This is a genomic window from Pseudomonas fluorescens (assembly GCF_000968015.1).
Lineage (GTDB): Bacteria > Pseudomonadota > Gammaproteobacteria > Pseudomonadales > Pseudomonadaceae > Aquipseudomonas > Aquipseudomonas fluorescens_W.
The window spans coordinates 15765-38883 of record NZ_LACH01000014.1 but is presented as its reverse complement, the minus strand read 5'-3'; the positions used below and the strand labels follow the sequence as shown (position 1 = coordinate 38883).

General features: G+C 59.0%; 20 protein-coding genes. 8 read left to right on the top strand and 12 right to left on the bottom strand.

Annotation, left to right across the window (positions count from 1 at the left end; translation table 11 throughout):
• Positions 1-77: 77 nt before the first annotated feature.
• Together VD17_RS07715 and VD17_RS07710 are read left to right on the top strand one after the other, a co-directional pair.
• Complete coding sequence (locus VD17_RS07715) at positions 78-1436, top strand: transporter substrate-binding domain-containing protein (RefSeq protein ID WP_046053336.1); 1359 nt, start codon at positions 78-80, stop codon at positions 1434-1436.
• A 162-nt stretch (positions 1437-1598) separates the two neighbouring features.
• The gene (locus tag VD17_RS07710) at positions 1599-1886 is read left to right on the top strand and encodes a DUF3509 domain-containing protein (RefSeq protein ID WP_033056390.1); all 288 of its coding nucleotides are present in this window, start codon (positions 1599-1601) and stop codon (positions 1884-1886) included.
• Positions 1887-2056: 170 nt separating this feature from the next.
• Here VD17_RS07710 and VD17_RS07705 read toward each other — a convergent pair whose 3' ends face one another.
• Together VD17_RS07705 and VD17_RS07700 are read right to left on the bottom strand one after the other, a co-directional pair.
• Positions 2057-3052 (bottom strand): TIGR02285 family protein, encoded by a 996-nt coding sequence (locus tag VD17_RS07705; RefSeq protein ID WP_185753114.1) that lies wholly within the window; start codon positions 3050-3052, stop codon positions 2057-2059.
• Positions 2979-4178: a CaiB/BaiF CoA transferase family protein gene (locus VD17_RS07700; protein ID WP_046053334.1), complete on the bottom strand. Its 1200-nt coding sequence runs from the start codon at positions 4176-4178 to the stop codon at positions 2979-2981. Before VD17_RS07700 ends, VD17_RS07705 begins: the two co-directional genes overlap by 74 nt.
• A 147-nt stretch (positions 4179-4325) precedes the next feature.
• On the opposite strand from VD17_RS07700, the gene VD17_RS07695 reads away from it, so the two are divergent.
• The 3 genes from VD17_RS07695 (at position 4326) to VD17_RS07685 (ending at position 8030) form a co-directional block, all read left to right on the top strand.
• Entirely contained in the window at positions 4326-4868 is a 543-nt protein-coding gene (locus VD17_RS07695; RefSeq protein WP_008151638.1) for a YaeQ family protein, read from the top strand.
• Positions 4869-4934: 66 nt separating this feature from the next.
• Positions 4935-6644 carry a single-stranded-DNA-specific exonuclease RecJ gene (recJ, locus tag VD17_RS07690; RefSeq protein WP_046053333.1) on the top strand — a complete coding sequence of 570 codons (1710 nt, stop codon included), beginning with the start codon at positions 4935-4937 and terminating at the stop codon, positions 6642-6644.
• 279 nt (positions 6645-6923) lie between these two features.
• Positions 6924-8030, top strand: coding sequence for an NADH:flavin oxidoreductase/NADH oxidase (locus VD17_RS07685; RefSeq protein ID WP_046053332.1), 1107 nt, complete (start codon positions 6924-6926; stop codon positions 8028-8030).
• A gap of 208 nt (positions 8031-8238) precedes the next feature.
• Here the strand turns inward: VD17_RS07685 and VD17_RS07680 are convergent, their stop codons facing one another.
• Positions 8239-9864, bottom strand: coding sequence for a glucan biosynthesis protein D (locus VD17_RS07680; protein ID WP_046053331.1), 1626 nt, complete (start codon positions 9862-9864; stop codon positions 8239-8241).
• A gap of 391 nt (positions 9865-10255) precedes the next feature.
• Here VD17_RS07680 and VD17_RS07675 point away from each other — a divergent pair, with 391 nt between their 5' ends.
• Entirely contained in the window at positions 10256-10441 is a 186-nt protein-coding gene (locus VD17_RS07675) for a hypothetical protein (protein WP_008151642.1), read from the top strand.
• Positions 10442-10502: 61 nt separating this feature from the next.
• Here the strand turns inward: VD17_RS07675 and VD17_RS07670 are convergent, their stop codons facing one another.
• On the bottom strand, positions 10503-11015 hold the full coding sequence (locus VD17_RS07670; protein WP_046053330.1) for a BRO-N domain-containing protein: 513 nt from the start codon (positions 11013-11015) through the stop codon (positions 10503-10505).
• Positions 11016-11451: 436 nt separating this feature from the next.
• On the opposite strand from VD17_RS07670, the gene VD17_RS07665 reads away from it, so the two are divergent.
• Complete coding sequence (locus tag VD17_RS07665) at positions 11452-12009, top strand: hypothetical protein (RefSeq protein WP_046053329.1); 558 nt, start codon at positions 11452-11454, stop codon at positions 12007-12009.
• Positions 12010-12119: 110 nt separating this feature from the next.
• On the opposite strand, the gene VD17_RS07660 is transcribed toward VD17_RS07665, so the two are convergent.
• The 8 genes from VD17_RS07660 to VD17_RS07625 all read right to left on the bottom strand — a co-directional run bounded on the left by VD17_RS07660 (position 12120) and on the right by VD17_RS07625 (position 22088).
• Entirely contained in the window at positions 12120-13601 is a 1482-nt protein-coding gene (locus VD17_RS07660) for an APC family permease (protein WP_046053328.1), read from the bottom strand.
• A gap of 226 nt (positions 13602-13827) precedes the next feature.
• Complete coding sequence (locus VD17_RS07655) at positions 13828-15252, bottom strand: gamma-aminobutyraldehyde dehydrogenase (protein ID WP_046053327.1); 1425 nt, start codon at positions 15250-15252, stop codon at positions 13828-13830.
• 167 nt (positions 15253-15419) lie between these two features.
• Entirely contained in the window at positions 15420-16262 is an 843-nt protein-coding gene (locus VD17_RS07650; protein WP_046053326.1) for an ABC transporter permease, read from the bottom strand.
• Positions 16252-17199 carry an ABC transporter permease gene (locus tag VD17_RS07645; protein WP_046053325.1) on the bottom strand — a complete coding sequence of 316 codons (948 nt, stop codon included), beginning with the start codon at positions 17197-17199 and terminating at the stop codon, positions 16252-16254. Before VD17_RS07645 ends, VD17_RS07650 begins: the two co-directional genes overlap by 11 nt.
• Before the next feature lies 1 nt (position 17200).
• A complete protein-coding gene (locus VD17_RS07640; RefSeq protein WP_046053324.1) occupies positions 17201-18238 on the bottom strand; it encodes an ABC transporter ATP-binding protein in 1038 nt (345 codons plus the stop codon).
• A 105-nt stretch (positions 18239-18343) separates the two neighbouring features.
• On the bottom strand, positions 18344-19495 hold the full coding sequence (ydcS, locus tag VD17_RS07635) for a putative ABC transporter substrate-binding protein YdcS (RefSeq protein WP_046053323.1): 1152 nt from the start codon (positions 19493-19495) through the stop codon (positions 18344-18346).
• 90 nt (positions 19496-19585) lie between these two features.
• Positions 19586-21073, bottom strand: coding sequence for a gamma-aminobutyraldehyde dehydrogenase (locus VD17_RS07630; RefSeq protein ID WP_080931981.1), 1488 nt, complete (start codon positions 21071-21073; stop codon positions 19586-19588).
• A 100-nt stretch (positions 21074-21173) separates the two neighbouring features.
• Positions 21174-22088 carry a LysR family transcriptional regulator gene (locus VD17_RS07625; RefSeq protein ID WP_008151654.1) on the bottom strand — a complete coding sequence of 305 codons (915 nt, stop codon included), beginning with the start codon at positions 22086-22088 and terminating at the stop codon, positions 21174-21176.
• Positions 22089-22275: 187 nt separating this feature from the next.
• Between VD17_RS07625 and VD17_RS07620 the strand changes: the two genes are divergently transcribed.
• Entirely contained in the window at positions 22276-22998 is a 723-nt protein-coding gene (locus tag VD17_RS07620; RefSeq protein ID WP_046053321.1) for a tellurite resistance TerB family protein, read from the top strand.
• The last annotated feature ends 121 nt before the right edge of the window (positions 22999-23119 follow it).

Below are 23119 nucleotides of genomic sequence, written 5' to 3'. Positions count from 1 at the left end.
CATGCCACACTTGTCGGGTTTCGTAAATGAAGAGCCGCCCATGAAGGGCGGGCGAGACGATCACCAAGGAAGTGGCAATGCTGTTTTTCAGAGGGTTAAAACCAGCCGCGTGCTGGATGTTTTTTTTAGTCGGCACCCTGGGCTTTGCTCAATGGGCGAGCGCGTCGCAATTGGCGGCGACCGATTCCAAAGGATCGGTTGCTGGCCCAATGATCGAGCTGGACGCCCAGGAGTTGAAATGGGTTGCCGAGCATTCGAAAGTCACCGTCGCATCGGTGCAATATCCGCTGTACCTGTTCAAGGATGAGCACGGCCAATGGAACGGCTTGAACAATGATCTACTCAACCGCATCAGCGCGATGACGGGATTGCAGTTTGTTCACGAAGAATCGTTTTCCACCGATCAGTTGCTCGGGCGACTGGAAAGTGGCGCAGCGGACATGAGCACGACGCTGGCGATGAATGACGAACGCAAGACGTTTCTGGATTTCAGTCATGCGTTCGGTGGCGCTGGCTGGGTGTTCGTCGGGCGGGCCGGGGCGCCAGAGGTGCAATCTTTGGAGCAGCTGTCGGGAAGGGTTCTGGTGTTGCCAACCCGGCATGCGCTGGAGGCCACCATTCACCGCGACTATCCGGACATCGAGCTGCGCTCGGTTAAAACCTACGCCGAGGCCCGGGCGCTGGTCGAGAGCGGTGAGGCCTATGCCACCATCGAAAACGAAACCGGGGCACAACTCTATCCGTCCGGGCAGCTCAAGGTCGGGTATACGGTCGAGGGCAAATGGGAGGCGGACCACCTGGCCGTACGCAAAGGTCAGCCTGAGCTGTCGAGCATCCTCAACAAGGCGCTGGAGGCGCTTGATCCTGCCGAATTGCGCGCCATTCGCCTGAAATGGCTCAATGGGATTGCCCCCGTCAAGGTGCCCGGCGTCTGGCACCGACTCACCGAGTGGGGCTGTTGGGGAATGTTTATCGTCAGTCTGTTCGGCCTGTTGTCCCTGCTCTGGAACCGACGGCTCACGGTATTGATCCAGCAGCGCCTGGATGCCGAGAAGAGTCTGAGTGATCAGCTCGCCTTCCAGCATGCGTTGATGGACGCCGTGCCCGACCCGATGTTTGTTCGTGATCTTGAAGGGCGTTTGATCATGTGCAACAAAAGTTATGAGGAGGGCTTGTCGACCCGTTTCGACCAGGTTCAGGGACGACAGCTGATTGAACTGGATGTCTTGCCCAAAGAGACCGCCGAGCTGCTGCACGCAGAGTTCATGGCCCAGCTCGGTACGCGCAAGACGCGCTTCAGTGAGCGTCAATTGATGTTCAACAACGGCGTCAGGCATGTCTATCAGTGGACGGTGCCTTTTTACGGTGCCGACGGGCAATTGCGGGGCTTGCTGGGAGGATGGACCGATATCGGCAAGCGTAAGACGCAGGCGTGACTCGGCTGTTTTATATCTGTCATCTTGGCCGTGCATGCTCTATTAACCAGAGGCGCAGGTTCACCAGCAGTCGGTATCCAGAACTTTCTTCTCGAGCCAGTGGTCATTTACTGTAGGCACGCCCCAGGCACTTTGTTTTCGGACTAATGAGTGGTGATCGAGATGGAAAGTATCAGTCTATTGCTCGGTGAAGCTCTGAGCCCGTATCAGGTAACGTTGACCCCGTCGGGTACCCATGGCGAATGCCTGGTGACACTGAAAAATGCGACCGGCGCGATCGTGGTCGAGCGGGCGTTCAATCAGGCTCAGTTGACCAGCAAACGTCTACTGACGGATGTCGTCGACGGTTTGCATCGCGACGTGCTGATCGCCGAAGGTCGGCTGGAGCCCTGCGTCATCGCGGCATTACGCAATGCTGCTCAGGACAAGATCCTGGCCAACCGAAATTGAATTGTTTTTTGTGGGAACCTTCCTGCGCGTAGGTCAGTCAGACCATGTAACAGCAGGATCAAGCATTGTGCTCCGGTGCTTGTAGCTTGCTGCCACTGGTCTTTATGTAGGCCACGTTTAACCCCGAGTCGTCTCCCCACTTCTCGGGGTTTCTTTTTGCCTGCGATTTGTCATTGCTCGGCCTGCTGCAGGAAAAATTCCCGGCTGGCTTCCAGGTAGTCGCTGCGACTCTCGGGGTCCAGCCAGGCGGCGTATGCCTCGCTCAAGTCATCGTGGGGCAGGGTGCGCAGCAGTTGGTTGATCTCGATGATCGCCTGCCGGCCCTGGGGAGTGTCGGTACAGCCGATGTAACCGGACAGGTATTTGCCCGTGCCGCGAATCGGGTAGAACTGCAATTCATCTTCCGCGATCCCTTGCTGCTGGGCCTGGTAGCGGATCTCCGAGCGGTACCCCAACAGCATCCGCAAGCGCCCCACGCGTTGCATTTGCAACAGGCTGCCCAAGGCATCGTTACCGTAGTGGAGGATCAGTGAGTTGGCTGGCGCTTGTTTGAGCAGCGCGTCGAGATATTCGCCGTAGTTACGCTCGGCAATAATGCCCAGTTTCTCGCGGCCACTGGCCAGCATGGCCGCCAGGTCCACTTCGCCATCCTTGATAAAGGGCGCCAGCAACTCCTGATCAACGCGCTGCACTGCCAAGCCATTACTCATGGCCCGAAAGACCGGAGTGGAAAACGCGATCCACTCATCGCGCTCCTTACTCCAGTTCAGCGCTGCATCGCACGTGAGGGATGGCTCGTGGAGCATTTGCAAGCCGCGAGCGCGATTGACTCGCATCAGGGTGTGTTCGTATTGCGGCATGCGGGCGATCAGCAGCGGTAACAGTTGATCGATGACGCCCTGGCCCTTTTTCGATCCTTCGAAAATCATCAGCGGTGGAAGATCGCGCAATAACCAGACCAGGGTTTCCTTCGGTTGCGCCAACGCTGGCTGAGCCTGGCCGGCGAGCATCAGGAAAAACGCGAATGCGCACAATGCTCGTCCGCCACGCGTCAGGCAGTGGTTGATGGGCCGCTCGAGCAGGCGCCTCAGCTTAGATGGCCCCGTCTTCACGCAGCTTTGCGATCTGTTCCTTGTCGTAACCAAGATCGTTGAGTACCTGCGCATTGTGTTCGCCCAACTGCGGTCCGACCCATTCCGAAGTGCCGGGTGTATCAGAGAGTTTCGGCACGATTCCCGGCATCTTGAAATCTTTGCCGTCCGGCAACTTGGCCTTCAGGAACATTTCCCGGGCCAGGTACTGCGGATCACTGAACATATCTTCAGCACTGAAGATCCGGCTGGCCGGTACGTCGGCCTGATTCAACTGCTCGATGATGGTGTCCAGCGGCAGCGAGTTGACCCAGCGATCAATCACCCCATAAATCTCGTCGCGACGACTGTCGCGTCCGTCATTGCTGGCCAGCACCGGGTCGTTGGCCAGGTCCTCGCGACCAATGATCAGCATGAAACGTTTGAAGATCGCGTCGCCATTGGCGCCGATCTGCACATGTTTGCCGTCGGCACTGGTGTGGATCGAGGAGGGCGTGATGCCCGGCATGATGTTGCCGGTGCGCTCGCGGATGAAGCCGAACACGTCGAACTCGGGGACCATGCTTTCCATCATGGCGAAGATCGCTTCATACAACGCCACATCCACCACTTGGCCGAGGCCACCGTTAACCTCGCGATGACGCAGGGCCATCAGCGCACCGATCACACCCCAGAGCGCGGCAATCGAGTCACCGATGGAAATCCCGGTGCGCACCGGTGGTCGGTCTTCGAAACCCGTGATGTAGCGCAAGCCACCCATGGATTCACCGACGGCGCCAAAACCTGGTTGATCTTTCATCGGCCCGGTCTGACCGAAACCCGAGAGACGCACCATCACCAGTTTCGGGTTCAGAGCGTGCAGGACTTCCCAGCCCAGACCGAGTTTTTCCAACACGCCTGGTCGAAAATTCTCGATCAGAATGTCTGCTTCGCTGAGCAGTTTTTTCAGGATCGCCAGGCCGTCGGGGTGCTTGAGGTTCAGGGTCAGGGATTTCTTGTTGCGCGCCTGGACGAACCACCACAGCGAGGTCCCTTCATACAGTTTTCGCCATTTGCGCAACGGATCGCCGCCATTGGGGGACTCGATTTTGATCACCTCGGCACCGAACTCGCCGCAAATGCGCGAGGCAAACGGCCCGGCGATCAGCGTGCCCAATTCAATGACTTTCAGACCTGAGAGCGGTTTTCCGGTGAGCGGCATGCTGGATCCTGTAGGACAAAGGTTGAGCGAATACAGGGTTTTAACATAGCCGAACGTCAGACGACCAAGGTTGATCGCCTTCAATTCGTGGATTGCCTACCGCATCGGTTAGACTTGCCGCCTTTCCCCGTATCAAGAAGCCCGTTCATGGCCCAGCCGTCCACGACCTACAAGTTTGAACTGAACCTTACCGACCTCGATCGCAGCGTGTACGAGAGCGTGAAGCAGACCATCGCCCGCCACCCTTCGGAAACTGAAGAGCGCATGACCGTGCGGCTGCTGGCCTACGCCTTCTGGTACAACGAGCAGTTGTCGTTCGGTCGCGGTCTGTCAGACGTGGACGAACCTGCCTTGTGGGAAAAGAGCCTGGACGACCGTGTCCTGCACTGGATCGAAGTCGGCCAGCCAGACGCCGATCGCCTGACCTGGTGCTCGCGTCGCACCGAGCGCACCAGCCTGCTGGCCTACGGCAGCCTGCGCGTCTGGGAGACCAAAGTAATCCCGGCGATCAAAAACCTGAAAAACGTGCACATCGCTGCTGTTCCACAGGACGTGCTGGAAACCCTGGCCAAAGACATGCCCCGCGTTATCAAGTGGGACGTGATGATCAGCGAAGGGACGATTTTCGTCACCGACGACCGTGGTCAGCATGAAGTCCAGTTGCAGTGGCTGAGCGGCGAACGCGGCTGATTATTCGCTGCTGGTCCGCGTTACCCGTTTTTATCCTACGTATTCAAGAGAAGCACCTGTCACCCCATGCGCATCGAACCTCGCCTGTTGCCCGACACCCTGCCATTCCTCGGTGATCTGCCGCCGCTGCTGACCCGTCTGTACGCGGCGCGCGGCGTGCTGTCCGAGGCTGAACTGGACAAGAGCCTGGCGCGGCTGATTCCGTTCCAGCAACTCAAAGGCATCGATGCAGCGGTGGATTTGCTGGTGACGGCGCTGGAGCAGCGTCAGCGGATTCTGATCGTCGGTGACTTCGACGCCGATGGCGCGACGGCCAGCACGGTGGGCACGCTGGGCTTGCGCCTGCTGGGCGCGGCTCACGTCGATTACCTGGTGCCGAACCGATTTGAATACGGCTACGGCCTGACGCCGGAAATCGTCGAAGTGGCGCTGACCCGTACACCTCAATTGCTGATCACTGTGGACAACGGTATCTCCAGCGTTGAAGGCGTGGCGGCGGCGAAAAAGGCCGGGCTCCAGGTGCTGGTCACTGATCACCACTTGCCCGGTGACGAGTTGCCGCTGGCCGATGCCATCGTCAATCCGAACCAGCCAGGTTGCGAGTTCCCGAGTAAAGCGCTGGCCGGCGTCGGGGTGATTTTCTATGTGCTGATGGCTTTGCGTGCGCGTTTGCGCAGCCTAGGCTGGTACGAGAGCAAGCCGCAGCCGAACATTGGCGAGTTGCTGGACTTGGTGGCGCTGGGCAGCGTCGCCGACGTGGTACCGCTGGATGCCAACAACCGGATTCTGGTGCACCAGGGTCTGGAACGGATTCGCGCCGGGCGTGCTCGACCGGGGATCAAGGCGATCCTTGAAGTGGCCAAGCGTGACCACACGCGCATCACGTCTACCGACCTGGGTTTCATTGTCGGCCCGCGTCTGAACGCGGCGGGGCGTCTGGATGACATGAGCCTGGGCATCGAATGCCTGCTCACCGAAGACGCCGGTCTGGCGCATGAAATGGCCGCTCAACTCGACGGCATGAACCAGGACCGCAAATCCATCGAGCAGGGCATGCAGCGTGAAGCGCTGGCTCAACTGAAGGATTTGCCGGTCGAGTCGATGCCGTTCGGCTTATGCCTGTTCGATCCCGAGTGGCACCAGGGTGTCATCGGTATCCTCGCGTCGCGTATGAAAGATCGCTATTTCCGTCCGACCATTGCCTTTGCCGACGCCGGCGATGGCCTGCTCAAGGGCTCGGGGCGTTCGGTTCAGGGGTTTCATATTCGCGACGCGTTGAGCGTGGTGGCGGCGCAGCATCCGAACCTGATCAGTAAATACGGCGGCCATGCGATGGCCGCCGGCCTGACGCTGCCGGAAGCGAATTTTCCGTTGTTCGCCGAAGCCTTTGATGCGGAAGTGCGTAGGCAATTGCGCGAAGAAGACCTGACCGGGCGATTGCTGTCGGACGGCACGTTGGCGGTCGAGGAATTCCACCTGGAACTGGCCCGCGCCCTGCGCCATGCCGGACCTTGGGGGCAACATTTCCCGGAGCCGTTGTTCCACGGTGTGTTCCAGCTGGTCGAGCAGCGGGTGGTCGGCGAGCGGCACCTCAAAGTGGTGCTGAAGAGTGAATGTGGTTCGGTAAAACTGGATGGCATTGCCTTCGGAATCGACCGCGACATCTGGCCGAATCCGACCATCAAATGGGTGGAATTGGCTTACAAACTCGACCTCAACGAGTTCCGTGGCAACGAGACGGTGCAGTTGATGATTGCCCACATCGAACCGCGCTGAACCCTTCGCGAGCAGGCTCGCTCCCACATGGGTTCTGCGCTGTTCACAAAACCAATGTGGGAGCGAGCCTGCTCGCGAAGGCGATCTCCCTCACGCCAAATATCCCCGGAACCCTGCCTCATCCCCCGATGTCGACTAGTCTCTAAGCACTGCTTGATTATCCTTGTGACGTCTTGTCGAATTTTTTGCCCGCGGGGGCGGGTGCTGCACCTTTTTCCTGTCACTCGTCGACTTTCAAACAGAACCCTGGAGCCTGCCCACTGATTCGAGAGGTGCCCCATGAGTCTGCTGCTTGAACCCTATACCCTTCGTCAATTGACCCTGCTCAACCGCATTGCGGTGTCGCCGATGTGCCAGTACTCCAGCGTCGATGGACTGGCCAATGACTGGCACCTGGTCCACCTCGGCAGCCGCGCTGTCGGCGGGGCCGGCCTGGTGTTTACCGAAGCCACGGCGGTGACCGCCGACGGACGCATCACCGCCGAGGACCTCGGCCTGTGGAACGATGAACAGATCGAACCGTTGCAACGCATCACGCGCTTCATTGCAGCTCAAGGCGCTGTGGCCGGCATTCAGTTGGCTCACGCCGGGCGCAAGGCCAGCACCCATCGGCCGTGGATCGGTAAACATGGCAGCGTCAAACCCGAAGACGGTGGCTGGATCCCCGTAGGCCCTTCGCCGATTGCTTTCGACCCGCAGCACACCCACCCCAAGCAGCTCGATGATGGCGAGATCGCTGAGGTCATCCAGGCCTTTGTCGCTTCGGCCAAACGGGCGCTGACCGCCGGTTTCAAAGTGGTGGAAATACACGCCGCCCACGGTTACCTGTTGCATCAGTTTCTTTCGCCCCTGAGCAATCAGCGACGCGATCAATACGGTGGTTCGTTCGAGAATCGCATCCGGCTGGTGCTGCAAGTCACCGAAGCGGTGCGTGCGGTGTGGCCTGAAGAGCTACCGCTGTTCGTGCGGGTGTCGGCCACCGATTGGGTGGAAGACGGCTGGAACCCGGATGAAACGGTGGAGCTGGCGCGACGCCTCAAGGCGTTGGGCGTAGACCTGATTGACGTCTCGTCGGGCGGTACGGCGGCCAATGCCGAGATTCCTACAGGTCCCGGGTATCAGACCCGCTTCGCCGAACGTGTGCGCAAAGAGTCAGGTATTGCCACCGGCACGGTAGGAATGATCACCGAGCCGGCACAGGCCGAGCACATTCTGCGCACCTGCCAGGCGGACATCATCTTCCTGGCCCGTGAGCTGTTGCGTGATCCGTACTGGCCGCTGCATGCCGATGATGACCTGGGTGGACGCAAGGCCATCTGGCCGGCGCAGTATCAGCGGGCGACGCACCGGGATCAGCCGATACATGAGTCGGATTTGCGTGACTGATCGACGCTGTAAAACCAAAAAGCCCCGGTCGAGTTGACCGGGGCTTTTGCGTTTCTGTGCACTGAAGTTTGTTGTCGGTCAGGCCCTCATCGCGAGCAAGCTCGCTCCCACATTGGACCTCCATTAGACATAGATTTTGTATCCAACAAAGATCACCTGTGGGAGCGAGCTTGCTCGCGATGGGGCCAGCCCAGACACCCAATTACTCTCAGGTGTACTTGCGCTTCTCAGGTGCAGGCGGGAAATACTGGTACAACCAGGTCTCACTCAATGTCCGGTCATTGGTCCGAATGAACAACCGCAGCTCCACCGGCGCCACGCTGTCATTGGTCGGGTACCAGTCAAAGGTAATGCGGTAACCCTTGATGTCATCCAGCACCAGCACGTTGAAATCCTTCACTTGCCCATTCGAGCACGTCACCACCGGCTCGATCCCCGCGCCTTCCGGCAAGCGGTCCAGACCGCCGCCCGTGAAGTCCACGGCAAACCGTCGAGCCCAAACCTCCGGGTAATGCTCGCCGGGGGCCCAGCCTTCGATGAAGCCGCCCATGCCCGAACGCGTGGCGTTGACCCGCGCCAACGGCGTGCCGACCGGAGGCAGCGCGCTCCAGTACAGCTTGTAGCCGTAGTTCAGGGAGTCGCCGGCCGCGACCGGTTTTTTCGGGGTCCAGAACGCGACGATGTTATCCAGGGTTTCGCCGGTCGTAGGAATTTCCAACAGATCGATAGAGCCTTCGCCCCACGCGGTCGTAGGTTCTACCCACAGGCTCGGACGCTTGCTGTACCAGTCGACGGTGTCTTGATAGCTGTCGAACTCATGATCGGTCTGCACCAGGCCGAAACCTTTCGGGTCAGTGTCGGCGAAGGCATTGAATTGCAGGGTGGCCGGGTTGTTCAGTGGGCGGCAGATCCACTCGCCGTTGCCGCGCCACATGGCCAGGCGATCAGAGTCGTGGATTTGCGGGTGAATCGTGTCGCACATGCGCCGTTCATGGGTGCCGCAGCTGAACATGCTGGTCATTGGCGCAATGCCCAGTTGTTCGATGGCGGTGCGCGCATTGATGTGGGCATCGATGCCCATGACGACCTGGCTGGCCTGACAGTCGATGTCGAAACGGTAAGCGCCGGTCGCGCTCGGTGAATCCAGCAGGGCGTAGACCACGAAACGGGTACTGTCCTTGTCCGGGGTCTCGAACCAGAACTTGGTGAAGTCCGGGAATTCTTCACGCTTCTTGGCATAGGTATCGATCGCCAGGCCGCGAGCCGACAGGCCGTACTGGCCTGAGGCATCTACCGCACGGAAATAGCTGGCGCCGAGGAAGGACAGCACGTCGTGCTGGTCCAGCTCCGGGGCCTTGAACAGCTTGAACCCGGAAAACCCCAGGTCACCCGTGAGCTGTTTGGTGTCGACCGTGGTTTTTTCATAGTTGAACAGGGAAGGGCGGAAATGCACCTCTCGCGCCTGACGCGTCTTGGGATCGACGCTGTACATGCGCACCGGTTGTTTGAAACCCATGCCCACGTGGAAGAACTGCACATCCAGCTGACCGTTGAGGTCATTCCACAGCGAGTGGTTGCCGTCGTAGCGGATCGCGTTGAAGTTCTGCGGCGTCATGGTCGCCAGGGTCGGCGGCAACACCTGCTTGGTGTCCTGATAGCGATTACCGGCGAGCTGCTTGGCCTGGATCTTCAACGCTTCGAAGTCGAACGCCTGTGCCTCGCCATCCGCCGCGCCGGTACCGGCCCAGGCCCGGGCAGCCAGCAGACCGGAGGCTGATAATCCGGTGTAGGCAGCGATGGCCATGGATGCTTTGAGCAAATTCCTGCGGTGCATAAGTTCAACCTGTCGTGAACAATCCCGCGCCGTTCCTGGCACGTGCTGGATCAAAAATAAAGGTTCGGACATGCCTTCGGCCAAACGCAACGGACATTAAACAGATAACAAATAGCTTAAACCGTTCGGTTGCGTAGAAAAAATGATTGGTGGCACTTTGGCTTCGCGGCAATGAAACAAGAAATGTCGGTTAAGTTTTCTGACAGTACTTTCTGATTTATAGGGCATTTCTGCTTTTTTCGACTAATTACTCTAAAAATCGCTTTTCACCGCCGTGATAGTTCCTATTCTGTGTTCATGACCGACCTCTGCCCTTCAGGCCGGCGACTACAAAAAGGAGAGGGCGATGCGGTTTTTGAAGTTTTCTAGGGCATATAGAAGGACATCGTCCATGACGAAAGTACAAGGCATCACCCAGTTGCTGGGAATCCTTCCTTGCCTGACCACAGTGCGCCGAAGGCGTCGGGTCAGTTCGGACGAGATGAAGTTGTTGGAGCGCTATCGGGAGCTGTCGGAAAGCGACCAGATTGCGATGCGGTATCTGGTGGATGCGATGAGGAGTGTTTCGCGGTTTTGAGTAGGTAAATCGAAGGGGCGGACTGTGAAGTCTGCCCCTTTTTCATTTTTTCATCCCGCCTTCAACTGCAAGTGCCCATGATCGGAAATGGTCGCTGTGCTTGCATCAGATCAGGCATGTCCCGCCACTTGATCCAGGCCTGATGCTGCCAATGCAGCAGCGGCACCGAGATCCCGGCCCACTGCAATGAACTCAGGTTTGGAATGTTATCCACAGATGGCGCTTTCGACTCATGCAGCATAGGTATGACTTCGTTGCTCAGCCATTGGCGCAGGTTTCGGTTTTCCGGGACGAAATGGTGCACCAGAAGGGCATACATCCCTGATTCGCTGACCATCAGTGATTCGACCGTTTTGCCGTTTTTGAGCAGCCACACATATCGACGTTGATCGGGATCGAGTTTCAGGGTGAGGCGTTGGTCCATCGGGCGGCCCATCAAGCGACCGAGATCCTGGACGCAGAACCAGGCTTGGTTGTCCTGCATGAAGGCGTGGAGGAAGCGGTTGTGGCGGGTGAAGATGGTTGGGGTGAAATACGGATGGATTTCAGACGGATTTATCGTGTGTTCAAGCATTTTTTCGACTCCAAGTTGAAAAGGGAGCCGCCACTCAGAGGAGCGCGGTTGCGCCATATTGATTGTGTTCCGGCTTCGACCCCGGGTCGCTGATTTGGCAGCGACGAGGTACAGCCTATCTTTCAGTTGCTCGCGGCGCCAAGTCTATTCTGGCGCCGCGAGTTGTAGGAATTGGTGCTTTTGACGGAAAGTTCGGTCTGTAGGAATTTCCTGTTTTTGCATGAGAGTCAGCGCCACGCGGCGTTTGACTGGAATCTCTGTTTTACATTGCCTATGGTCAAAAAGCGCCAAGGAAATTTCGGTGCTTAACGGACAGGCTTAAAAATGGAGAATCCCTTGAAAGTATCCCTAAAACAGATAAATGGTCCTTGGGACCAAGGATGGGTGCTGGACAAGCACCCATCTACGTCGCGACGTTAACTTTGAAGTGAGATAGATGACAACTGTATTTATTGCGGGCTCTATTAATATCAAACACCTTGATCCGAAGGTTAAAGAGCGTATCAATAATATCGTTGATTCAGAGTTTGACGTCGTGGTTGGCGACGCAGGCGGAGCCGATACATCTATTCAAGAGTATTTATTGAGCCTGGCTCGATCTAAAACTACTATTTATTGCAGTGGCGTGATCCCTCGGAACAATCTTGGAGAATGGCCGGCTAGAACGGTAGAAACCAAACACTCCAAAGGGTCGAGAGCATTTTTCACCGCGAAAGATGTTGTTATGGCTGATGCCGCCGATTACGGCTTGATGATTTGGGATGCTAAAAGCACCGGAACACTGAGTAACGTGATTGAACTGTTGGCTCGAAAGAAGAAGTCGCTTGTTTTTGTTAATAAAGAAAAAGCCTTCAAGGTGGTTGGGAATGTGAGTCAGCTTGAGGAGCTTGTTGCGTTTATGTCGGACTACGCTAAACAAAAAGCAGATGAAAAAATCAAGCTTTTCGATCGCATAACTTTGCTGAAGCACGATCAAGCAGAACTGTTGCTTTGATGGTTTTTCTTTTCATTCAATAGCTGTCATTAATTCCCCTTTCTCTAGGACTGTGAGAAAGGGGAATATTTCAGCGCCGGCACCAGTGATGGTACCCGGTTCAAAAAACCTTACCGACTAACCTTCCAAGCATCCCCCGCAGGCGCAGTCCCATGGTCATACGGCTTGGCAAGCCACATGTAAACCAGCCCCAACCCAATCACGATCGCCGTACTCAACACCATCGCGTAATTGATGTACCACGCCGCATCCGGCGTGCGCGGCCAGGCCATGTTGATGATTGCGCCGACGCCATAGACCAGCGCGCCGATGTTCACCGCCCAGCCCCAGGCGCCGAGGGTGAATTTGCCGCTCGGTTTCCAGCCTTTCATCCGTGCATAGAGCGCCCCGAGCACGATCATCTGGAACGCCAGGTAGATACCAATCGCCGCGAAGCTGACGATGGTTGCCACCGCATCCTGCAGGAAGAAGCCCAGCACAATGATCAGCGCCGGTAGGACGCCGGACACGAACAGTGCCGCAACCGGAACCTGAGTCGTAGGGGAAATCTTCTTCAGCAGTGAGCTGCCGATGACCATTTCATCCCGAGCGTAGGAATACAGCAGACGGCTCGCCGCGGCTTGCAGGCTGATGACGCAGGAGATGAAGGAAATCATCACCACGCCCATCACCACTTTCGAACCGACCGGGCCGAAGGCGTTGTTGAGGATGGTGGTGACCGGGTCCTTGTCGGTGCCGTTGATCACCGCTTGCATGTCTGGCACGGCGAGGATCAGCGCCAGGCAGGCGAACATCGCCGCGATGCCGCCGATGTAGATGGTCATGCGCATGGCCACCGGGATCTGCTTGCTAGGGTTCGGGGTTTCTTCGGCCACATCGCCGCAGGCCTCGAAGCCGTAGTACAGGAACATCCCCGCCAGCGAGGCGGTGAGGAACGCCGGCAGATACGAGCCATCAATGCTGATATCGAAGGTGTTGAACAACACACTGATCGATTGATGACGCTCGAAGATCAGCAGGTAAACGCCGACGATTACCGCACCGACCAGTTCGCAGAGGAAGCCGAACATGGCGATCCGCGCCAGCACTTTGGTGCCGCTGAGGTTGACCAGGGTGGCGAACAACGTCAGGAACAGTGCGATGACGATGTTGGTGTTGTTGCTCGGTTCAAAGCCCATCATGGCGGCCAGGTATGGACCGGCGCCCACCGCAACAGCCGCGATGGTGACGCACAGGGCGATGGAGTAGATCCAGCCGACCATCCACGCCCAGCGCTTGCCCACCAAGCGGCGAGCCCATGGGTAAACGCCGCCGGAAATCGGGAACTGCGAGACCACTTCACCGAAGATCAGGCATACCAGCAGCTGGCCGCATCCGACCAGCAAATAAGCCCAGAACATCGGTGGCCCACCGGCGGCGAGGCACAGGCCGAACAGGGTATAAACCCCTACGACCGGAGAGAGATAAGTGAAGCCCAGGGCGAAGTTTTCCCACAGGCTCATGCTGCGATTGAAGTTCGAGGTGTAACCCAGCTTGCGTAGTTGCTCGGCGTCGCTGTCGGCAACGACTGCGGAGAGTTCGGGTGCACTCATGGTGTGTTAACTCCGGAAATTCGGCAGATTCTGGATGTCCGAAACCGTGACAGGGCCATGACGGCACTGCCCGGATCGGTGGTTATTGTTTTGGCTTCTTTGGGGTGGAACCTGGTGGTGCGTGTTGCCGGTTTCGACCTTGAAACCGAGGTGACGCCATCGCGAGCAAGCTCGCTCCCACAGGTTCGGCGCCGTCCTTGTGGGAGCGAGCCTGCTCGCGAAGCTTTTAGTGCTTGAACATCACATGCCGAACGACGGTGTAGTCCTCCAGCCCGTACATGGACATGTCCTTGCCATAACCGGACAGTTTCTGACCGCCGTGAGGCATTTCGCTGACCAGCATGAAGTGTGTATTCACCCAGGTGCAGCCGTACTGCAAGCGTGCGGACAGGCGATGCGCACGACCGACGTCCGAGGTCCAGACCGACGACGCCAGGCCGTAGTTCGAATCGTTGGCCCAGCCCAGCACCTGTGCTTCATCGGTGAATTTGGTCACCGACACCACCGGCCCGAACACTTCGCGACGGACGATTTCGTCGTCCTGTTGCGCGTCGGCCAACACCGTTGGTTCGAAGAAGAAGCCATTGCCTTCAACAGCCTTGCCGCCGGTGATCAAACGGATATGCGGCTGCGCCATGGCGCGCTCGACAAACCCAGCCACGCGGTCGCGATGTTGGGCGGTGATCAAGGGGCCCAGTTCGGTCGACGGATCATCCTGCACACCGTACTTGATGCTGCTGACCGCCTCACCGAGCTTCTCGACGAACCTGTCATAGATGCCTTCCTGCGCGTAGATGCGGCAGGCGGCGGTGCAATCCTGGCCGGCGTTGTAGAAACCGAAGGTGCGGATGCCTTCCACGGCGGCATCGATGTCGGCGTCGTCGAAGATGATCACCGGGGCCTTGCCGCCCAGTTCCATGTGCATGCGTTTGACGCTGTCGGCGGTGCTGGAAATGATGTTCGAACCGGTGGCGATCGAACCGGTCAACGAGACCATGCGCACTTTCGGGTGTGTGACCAGTGGACTGCCGACGGTAGGACCACGACCGAACACCAGGTTAAGCACGCCGGCCGGGAAAATCTCCGACGCCAGTTCCGCCAGACGCAACGCGGTCAGCGGGGTTTGTTCCGACGGCTTGAGCACCACGGTATTACCCGCCGCGAGGGCCGGGGCGATTTTCCAGGCGACCATCATCAGCGGGTAGTTCCACGGTGCGATGGAGGCGATCACGCCGACCGGGTCGCGGCGGATCATCGAGGTGTGGCCGTGCAGGTATTCACCGCCCGCCGAACCGCTCATGCAACGGCTGGCGCCGGCGAAGAATCGGAACACATCGGCAATCGCCGGGATCTCGTCGTTCAGCGCGGCGTTGTAAGGCTTGCCGCAGTTGTCCGACTCCAGTTTGGCCAGCTCTTCGCCGTGTGCTTCGATGGCGTCGGCGAGTTTGAGCAGCAGCAGCGAACGTTCTTTCGGCGTGGTTTGCGACCAGCCTTCGAAGGCGCTGTCGGCGGCACGCACGGCGGCATCGACCTGGGCTTCGCTGGCTTCATTGATTTCCACCAACACACGACCGAGAGCCGGGTTGAACACCGGTTGGGCGGGGCCTTCGCCGTCGATCAGTTGGCCATTGATCAAGAGTTTGGTTTGCATGGCTTTGTCCTCATTGACGCTTTTATTGTTCTGTCGAAACCGGATCAAACTGTGGGAGCGAGCTTGCTCGCGATAGCGGTGTATCAGCCGACATCAATGTTGAATGTGATGTCCTCATCGCGAGCAAGCTCGCTCCCACAATGGATCCGGTTCCTCCAGATATTCAGTTATTTGCCGCCACTACCGGCCACACTCTCACCACCACGGGTCAGGTAATAGGCACCAAGGATCGGCAGCATGGTCACCATCATCACCAGCATCGCGACGACGTTGGTCACCGGCACGTCCCGTGGGCGGCTGAGCTGGTTGAGCAGCCACAGCGGCAGGGTGCGTTCATGGCCGGCGGTGAAGGTGGTGACGATGATTTCGTCGAACGACAGGGCAAACGCCAACATGCCGCCGGCCAGCAATGCCGAGCCGAGGTTCGGCAGGATGATGTAGCGGAAGGTCTGCCAGCCGTCGGCGCCGAGGTCCATCGACGCCTCGATCAAACTGTGCGAAGTGCGACGCAAGCGCGCGATGACGTTGTTGTAGACGATCACCACACAGAAGGTCGCGTGGCCGACGATGATGGTGAACATTCCCGGCTCGATCCCCAGCGTCTTGAAGGTCGCCAGCAAGGCGATACCGGTGATGATCCCCGGCAAGGCAATCGGCAGGATCAGCATCAGCGAGATGCCTTGCTTGCCGAAGAAATCCCGGCGGTACAACGCCGCCGATGCCAGTGTGCCGAGGACCAGCGCAATCAACGTCGCGACGGAGGCGATTTGCAGCGACAGCTTGATCGCTTCCAGTACGTCCGGCCGGGAGAACGCCACGCCGATCCACTTCAGGGTGAAGCCCTTGGGCGGAAAACTGAACGCTGCGTCTTCGGTGTTGAAGGCGTACAGGAAGATGATCAGGATCGGAAAGTGCAGAAACACCAACCCGCCCCAGGCCGCGATGCGCAGGCCGAGCGAAGCTTTCTCCCCGTGCGTTTCCGGCGCTGGTTTTTTTGCATCAGAGCGCATCGAAGGCCCCCAGTCGTTTCACGATAGTCAGGTAGATGGCGATCAACACAATCGGCACCAACGTGAAGGCCGCGGCCATCGGCATGTTGCCGATCGCGCCTTGCTGGGCGTACACCATGCTGCCGACGAAGTAGCCCGGCGGGCCCACCAGTTGCGGCACGATGAAGTCGCCCAGGGTCAGCGAAAAGGTGAAGATCGAACCGGCCGCGATGCCCGGAATCGACAGCGGCAAAGTCACTTGCATAAAGGTCTGGCGTGGTTTGGCGCCAAGGTCGGCCGAGGCTTGCAGCAACGACGGCGGCAGACGTTCCAGCGAGGCCTGGATCGGCAGGATCATGAACGGTAGCCAGATGTAGACGAACACCATGAAACGGCCCAGGTGCGAGGTCGACAACGTGCTGCCGCCGACGCCCGGAATGCCCAGAATGAACTGCAAAACCGGCTCCAGACCCAGGTGTTGAACAAACCACTGTGCCACGCCGCCCTTGGCCAGCAGCAAGGTCCAGGCATACGCCTTGACGATGTAACTGGCCCACATCGGCATCATCACCGCGATGTAGAAAAACGCCTTGGTTTTGCCGGTGGTGTAGCGCGCCATGTAATAGGCAATCGGGAACGCGACGATGGCGCTGGCGATCGACACGACGATGGCCATGCCCAAGGTGCGCAGGATGATGTCGAAGTTCGACGGCTGGAACAGGGCAGCGAAGTTCGCCAGGGTCAGGTCGGGCGTGACCGCCATGGTGAAGTCATCGAAGGTGTAGAACCCTTGCCACAGCAGAACCAGCAGCGAGCCGAGGTAAATCGCGCCGAACCACAGCAGCGGCGGTACCAGCAGCATCGACAGGTACAGGTTCGGCCGGCGATACAGCAGGTTGGAAAACCTGCGCAACGGCGAGCCGCCGGCCGGGGTTTGAGGGAGAGCCACGCTGTTCATCTCACACCCCGCCGACAACGGTGTCGTGCAGCGGGATCATCGCTTCCCGTGCCCAGCGTGCGCTGATGCGTTGCCCGGTCTGATGTTGCGCGCTGACGTCCAGCCACTGGACGTTGGCCTGGCTGATGTTCAGGGTCTGGCCGTTTTCCAGTTTCAGTTCATAGCGCGTGGCACTGCCCTGGTACTGAATGTCATGGAGCAAACCGCTGACTTCGATTTCATGACTGGCCAGCGGTCCTTCGGCGAAACGCACGTGTTCCGGGCGAATCGAAAACGGCTGTGGATTGCCGCTTAATTGTTTCGCCAGATCGCCGCGAATCACGTTGGAGGTGCCGACGAATTCGGCCACAAAGGTTGTAGCCGGTTTCATGTAGAGGTTGCGCGGGGTATCGACCTGCTCGATGCGCCCCTTGTTGAACACCGCCACGCGATCCGACATCGACAGCGCTTCGGTCTGGTCGTGGGTGACGAAGATGAAGGTGATGCCGAGCTGGCGTTGCAGCTTCTTCAGTTCACCCTGCATTTGCTCGCGCAGCTTCAAGTCGAGCGCGCCCAACGGTTCATCGAGCAGCAGCACGCGGGGGCGATTGACCAGGGCGCGGGCCAGGGCCACACGCTGGCGCTGGCCACCGGACAGTTGCACCGGTTTGCGCTCGCCGTAACCGCCGAGGGCGACCATGTCGAGGGCTTCTTCGGCGCGTTTCTGGCGTTCGGTTTTGCCGACGCCTTTGACTTTCAAACCGTAGGCGACGTTGTCGAGTACGTTCATGTGCGGGAACAGCGCGTAATCCTGGAACACGGTGTTCACGTCACGCTGATACGGCGGCAGCCCGGCGGCTTCTTCGCCATGAATACGGATAGAGCCCGCACTCGGTTGTTCGAAACCGGCGATCAGGCGCAGACAGGTGGTTTTGCCCGAGCCCGAAGGGCCCAGCATGGAAAAGAACTCGCCGTCCTGGATATCGATGGAAACCCGGTCAACGGCCTTCACTTCGCCGAACTGACGGGAAACGTTGGTGAACTGGACTGCAAGCGTCATGGTGCGGTGCTCCAAAAATCTGAATCTTTAAAAGCTTCGCGAGCAGGCTCGCTCCCACATTTGATCGCATTCCATTGTGGGAGCGAGCTTGCTCGCGATGAGGGCTTAACGGCCGCCCATGATCGCGATGTAGTCCTGGGTCCAGCGGCTGTACGGCACGAACTTGCCGCCTTCAGCCTGCGGGGTTTTCCAGAAGGCCAGGTTGTCGAATTGGTCGTAACCGTTGGTCTTGCAACCTTCGGCGCCGAGCAACTCGCTTTCCTTGCAGCCCGCAGGAACCGCCGGTAAAGAACCGAACCACGCCGCCAGGTCACCCTGGACTTTCGGTTGCAGCGACCAGTCCATCCACTTGTAGGCGCAGTTGGGGTGCTTGGCTTCGGCGTGCAACATGGTGGTGTCGGCCCAACCCGTTGCACCTTCTTTTGGAATGACCGAGGCAACCGGCTGCTTGTCCGCCACCAGGCCGTTGACCATGTAACCCCAGGTGCTGGACGCCGCCACGCCTTCGTTTTTGACGTCACTCATCTGGACCGTTGCGTCATGCCAGTAGCGGTGGATCAAGGGCTGTTGCTTGCGCAGCAGTTCCAGCGCCGCTTTGTATTGCGCTTCGTTGAGCTGGTACGGGTCTTTGATGCCCAGTTCCGGCTGTTTCGATTTGAGATAAAGCGCCGCATCGGCGATATAGATCGGGCCGTCGTAGGCCTGGACCCGGCCCTTGTTGGACTTGCCGTCCGGCAGGGTTTGTTCTTCGAACACCACGCTCCAGCTGTCCGGCGCTGTTTTGAAGATATTGGTGTTGTACATCAACACGTTCGGGCCCCATTGGTACGGGGTGCCGTAGGTTTGCTTGTTGACGACATACCACTGGCCATCCTTGAGGCGAGGGTCAATGTTCTTCCAGTTCGGGATCAACGCTGTGTTGATCGGCTGTACACGCTTGCCGACGATCAACCGCAAGGAGGCGTCGCCGGATGCAGTCACCAGGTCATAACCACCCTTGGACATCAAGCTGACCATCTCATCGGAAGTGGCGGCGGTTTTCACATTGACCTTGCAGCCGGTTTCCTTCTCGAAACCGGTGACCCAGTCGTAGGCCTTGTCGCTTTCGCCACGTTCGATGTAGCCAGGCCAGGCCACAATATCCAGCTGACCTTCGCCGGCACCGACGGCTTTCAGCGGTTCGGCGGCCTGAATACTGGCACTGGCCAGCAGCGCGGTGGTGATAGCACTGAGCAGTGCGGTCTTGTGCACGAACATGGGGTTTCCCTCTTCTTTAATTATGGTCGGGGCAGTTTTGAACGTGGTGAAGCCAATGCCTTTACGGCTAATTGTTAGCGTAGTGCGCTTTTACAAATGCTGTCCGTGGCGGGCCATGATGTGCCGCACCACGCTGTAGTCCTGGAGCGAATCACTGGATAGGTCCTTGCCGTAGCCCGAACGCTTCAGGCCGCCGTGGGGCATTTCGCTGACCAGCATGAAATGGCTGTTGATCCAGGTGCAGCCGTATTGCAAGCGCGCCGCGACCTGCATCGCCTTGTCCAGGTTCTGGGTCCAGACCGAGGAGGCGAGGCCGTATTCCGAGTCGTTGGCCCAGTCCACGGCTTGTTCGAGCTGATCGAAACGGGTCACGGTGACCACCGGCCCGAACACTTCGCGCTGGACGATTTCATCGGTCTGCTTGCAACCGGCCAGCAAGGTTGGCTGGTAATAGAAGCCGGCACCGGAATGCACCGCCGCGCCGGTTACCCGCTCAATATGCGGCTGGCCAAGGGCACGCTCGACGAAACTGGCCACGCGGTCGCGTTGGCGGGTGCTGATCAGCGGGCCGATCTCATTGTCGGCGTCGCGTTTGCCGGCGAAGCGCAAACTGCTGACCGCCGCGCCGAGTTCGGCCACCAAGCGATCATGAATCCCGGCCTGTGCATAAATTCGGCACGCTGCGGTGCAATCCTGGCCGGCGTTGTAATAGCCGTAAGTGCGCACGCCTTCGACCACGGCTTGAATGTCCGCATCGTTGCAGACGATCACCGGGGCCTTGCCGCCGAGTTCAAGGTGAGTGCGCTTCAGGGTTTTCGCCGCGGCCTGGAGGATTTTTTGCCCGGTGACGATATCGCCGGTCAACGACACCATGCGCACTTTAGGATGACTGACCAAATGGCTGCCGACGCCTTCACCGCCACCGCAAACGATGTTGATCACACCGCGCGGCAGGATCTCGGCCAGCGCGGGCGCCAGGGCCAGAATCGACAGCGGCGTGTGTTCGGACGGTTTGAACACCAGCGTGTTGCCAGCGGCCAGGGCCGGGGCGATTTTCCACGCGGCCATCATGATCGGGTAGTTCCACGGCGCAATCGAGGCGACCACGCCAATCGGATCGCGGCGAACCATGCTGGTGTAGCCCGGCAGGTATTCGCCGCTGAGCTGGCCGGTCTGGCAACGCACGGCGCCAGCGAAGAAGCGGAACACATCGACCGTCGCGCTCAAGTCATCCTGACGGGCCAGGTGCAACGGCTTGCCACAGTTCAAGGATTCGAGACGGGCGAGGAGGTCGGCCTGTTTTTCGATGGCGTTGGCAATGTCCAACAGCAGGTTCGAGCGTTGTTGCGGCGTGGTCCGCGACCAACCGGCAAAGGCGCGGTGAGCGGCGAGAATGGCGGCTTCGACTTGTTCGGTGCTGGCTTCGGCAATGTGCGTCAGCACTTCCCCGGTGGCCGGGTTGAGGATCGGTTCGACAAAACCCTGGCCCGCGACCAATTCGCCATCGATCAACAACGCGGTGAACAACGGGGTCTGCGCGCCAGCCATTTTTCGGGTTCTCTTTTCTTGTGTGGCCATGCTGCTCCCTGTGACTGGGGCGCGGCCGTCTTATAGATGTACCAAGACTAGGCGCCGCACCCGAGGTCGACAAATACTTAATACTGAAGGTGGCGTTCGATTAAATAGATGGCTTGCGCCCGCCGTGGGGTTGTTCGCGGGCGACGGTCAGGAACGGGTCCACCAGCGCTGGACGCGCGGTGCCACGACGCCAGGCCAGGCCAACGTCGAGGGTCTGGCTCAAGTCCGCGATCGGTCGCGCTTCGATGATGTCGCCCTCCAGTGACCATGGGCGATAGGTCATGTCTGGCTGGATCGACACGCCCAAACCCGCGGCTACCAGGCTTCGCACCGCTTCCGTCGACGCCGTTCTCAAGGTGATGCGCGGTTGCAGGGAGGCCGCTGTCCACATGCGCTGGGCGTTGCGGTCCATTTCATCGACGTTCAGCTGAATCAGCGGCTCACGGGCCACGTCGGCGAGGTTGATGCTGTCGTGTTCCAGTAGCGGATGCTGGGCCGGCAGCCATAACCGATGGGGCGAGTGGGTCAGCACTTCGGTCTGCAAGGCGTGGCGGTCTTCGAGGTTGGAGAGGATCAATACGCCAACATCGATCTCGCCGCTGACCAGCAAATGCTCGATGTAAGGGCGCTCGTCCTCCATCACCCGGATCTCTACATTGGGGTAGGCGCGCTGGAAACGGGTGAGTAGATCGGCGAGGTAGTAACCGGCCACCAGGCTGGTCACGCCGATGATCAACTGGCCGGCGACTTGATCGGTGCTCTGTTGCAGGCTGCGTTTGGCGTTGTCCACGGTCGCCAGAATCAGGTGCGCCTGGCGTAGGAATTGGTGGCCCTGGTGGGTCAGCGTCATGCCCTTGGCGTGACGGTTGAACAGGCCGACGCCGATTTCCTGCTCCAGTTGCTGGATGGCCAGGGTCAAAGTGGACTGAGAAATGAACGCGGTTTGCGCGGCGGCGGAGATTGAGCCGGTCTCGGCCACGGCGATGAAGTGACGGATCTGACGCAAGGTCATCATGGAGAAGGTACCCGGTGGGCGGTTTTTATAGATTTGCTTGAGTGTATATCCATTTTTCTGAACGGCCGTGGTCAGCTGAACGGCGCTGCGCAACATCTCGAAGCACTCTCGCCCCCGAATGCCGGGCACTTTCGATCTAGGCTGGTGACCTTATTGATCCGGCTAACCCCTTTTTTGGAGGCGGCAAATGAACACGCGTGGATTGCTCGATCAGCTACTCAAGTCCGGTCAGGACATGTTGCAGAACAAGGCCGGCGGCTCACAAAACAAGACTTCTGGCGGTGGTTTGGGCGGATTGCTCGGCGGCAGCGGCGGTTCGGGCGGCCTCGGCAGTTTGCTTTCGGGCGCAGGCGGCGGGGCGTTGACGGCGGGTGCCATGGGCCTGTTGCTCGGCAGCAAAAAGGCACGCAACGTCGGCGGTAAAGTCGCTATCTACGGCGGCCTCGCGGCGCTCGGCGTCATTGCCTACAAGGCCTACGGTAATTGGCAGGCCCAGCAGGGCTCCGCGCCGAAGTCTGAACCACAAACCCTTGATCGTTTGCCGGCAGAGCAAGTCGAGCTGCACAGCCAGGCGATTCTCAAAGCGCTAGTGGCCGCCGCTAAAGCTGATGGCCATGTCGATGAACGCGAACGTGCGCTGATCGAGGGCGAATTCACCAAACTCGACAACGATCAGGAATTGCAGCACTGGCTGCACGCCGAACTCAGCAAGCCGCTCGACCCAACGGAAGTCGCCCGTGCTGCCAGCACGCCGGAAATGGCTGCCGAGATGTACATCGCCAGCGTGATGCTGGTGGATGAGGAGAGCTTCATGGAGAAGTCCTACCTCGATGAACTGGCGCGTCAGCTCAAGCTTGAGCCGGGATTGAAGGCTGAGTTGGAAAAGCAGGTTCGCCAGGCTTCTGTGTAAGTCATGAGGCCGCCTTCGCGGGCAAGAAGGATCGCGAAGGCGCTTTCAGCCGCGCTACATACCCACCACAGAGCCAATTCCGGTTGTTTTTGCCGGGGATGAGAAGTGGTATGCAACCCAT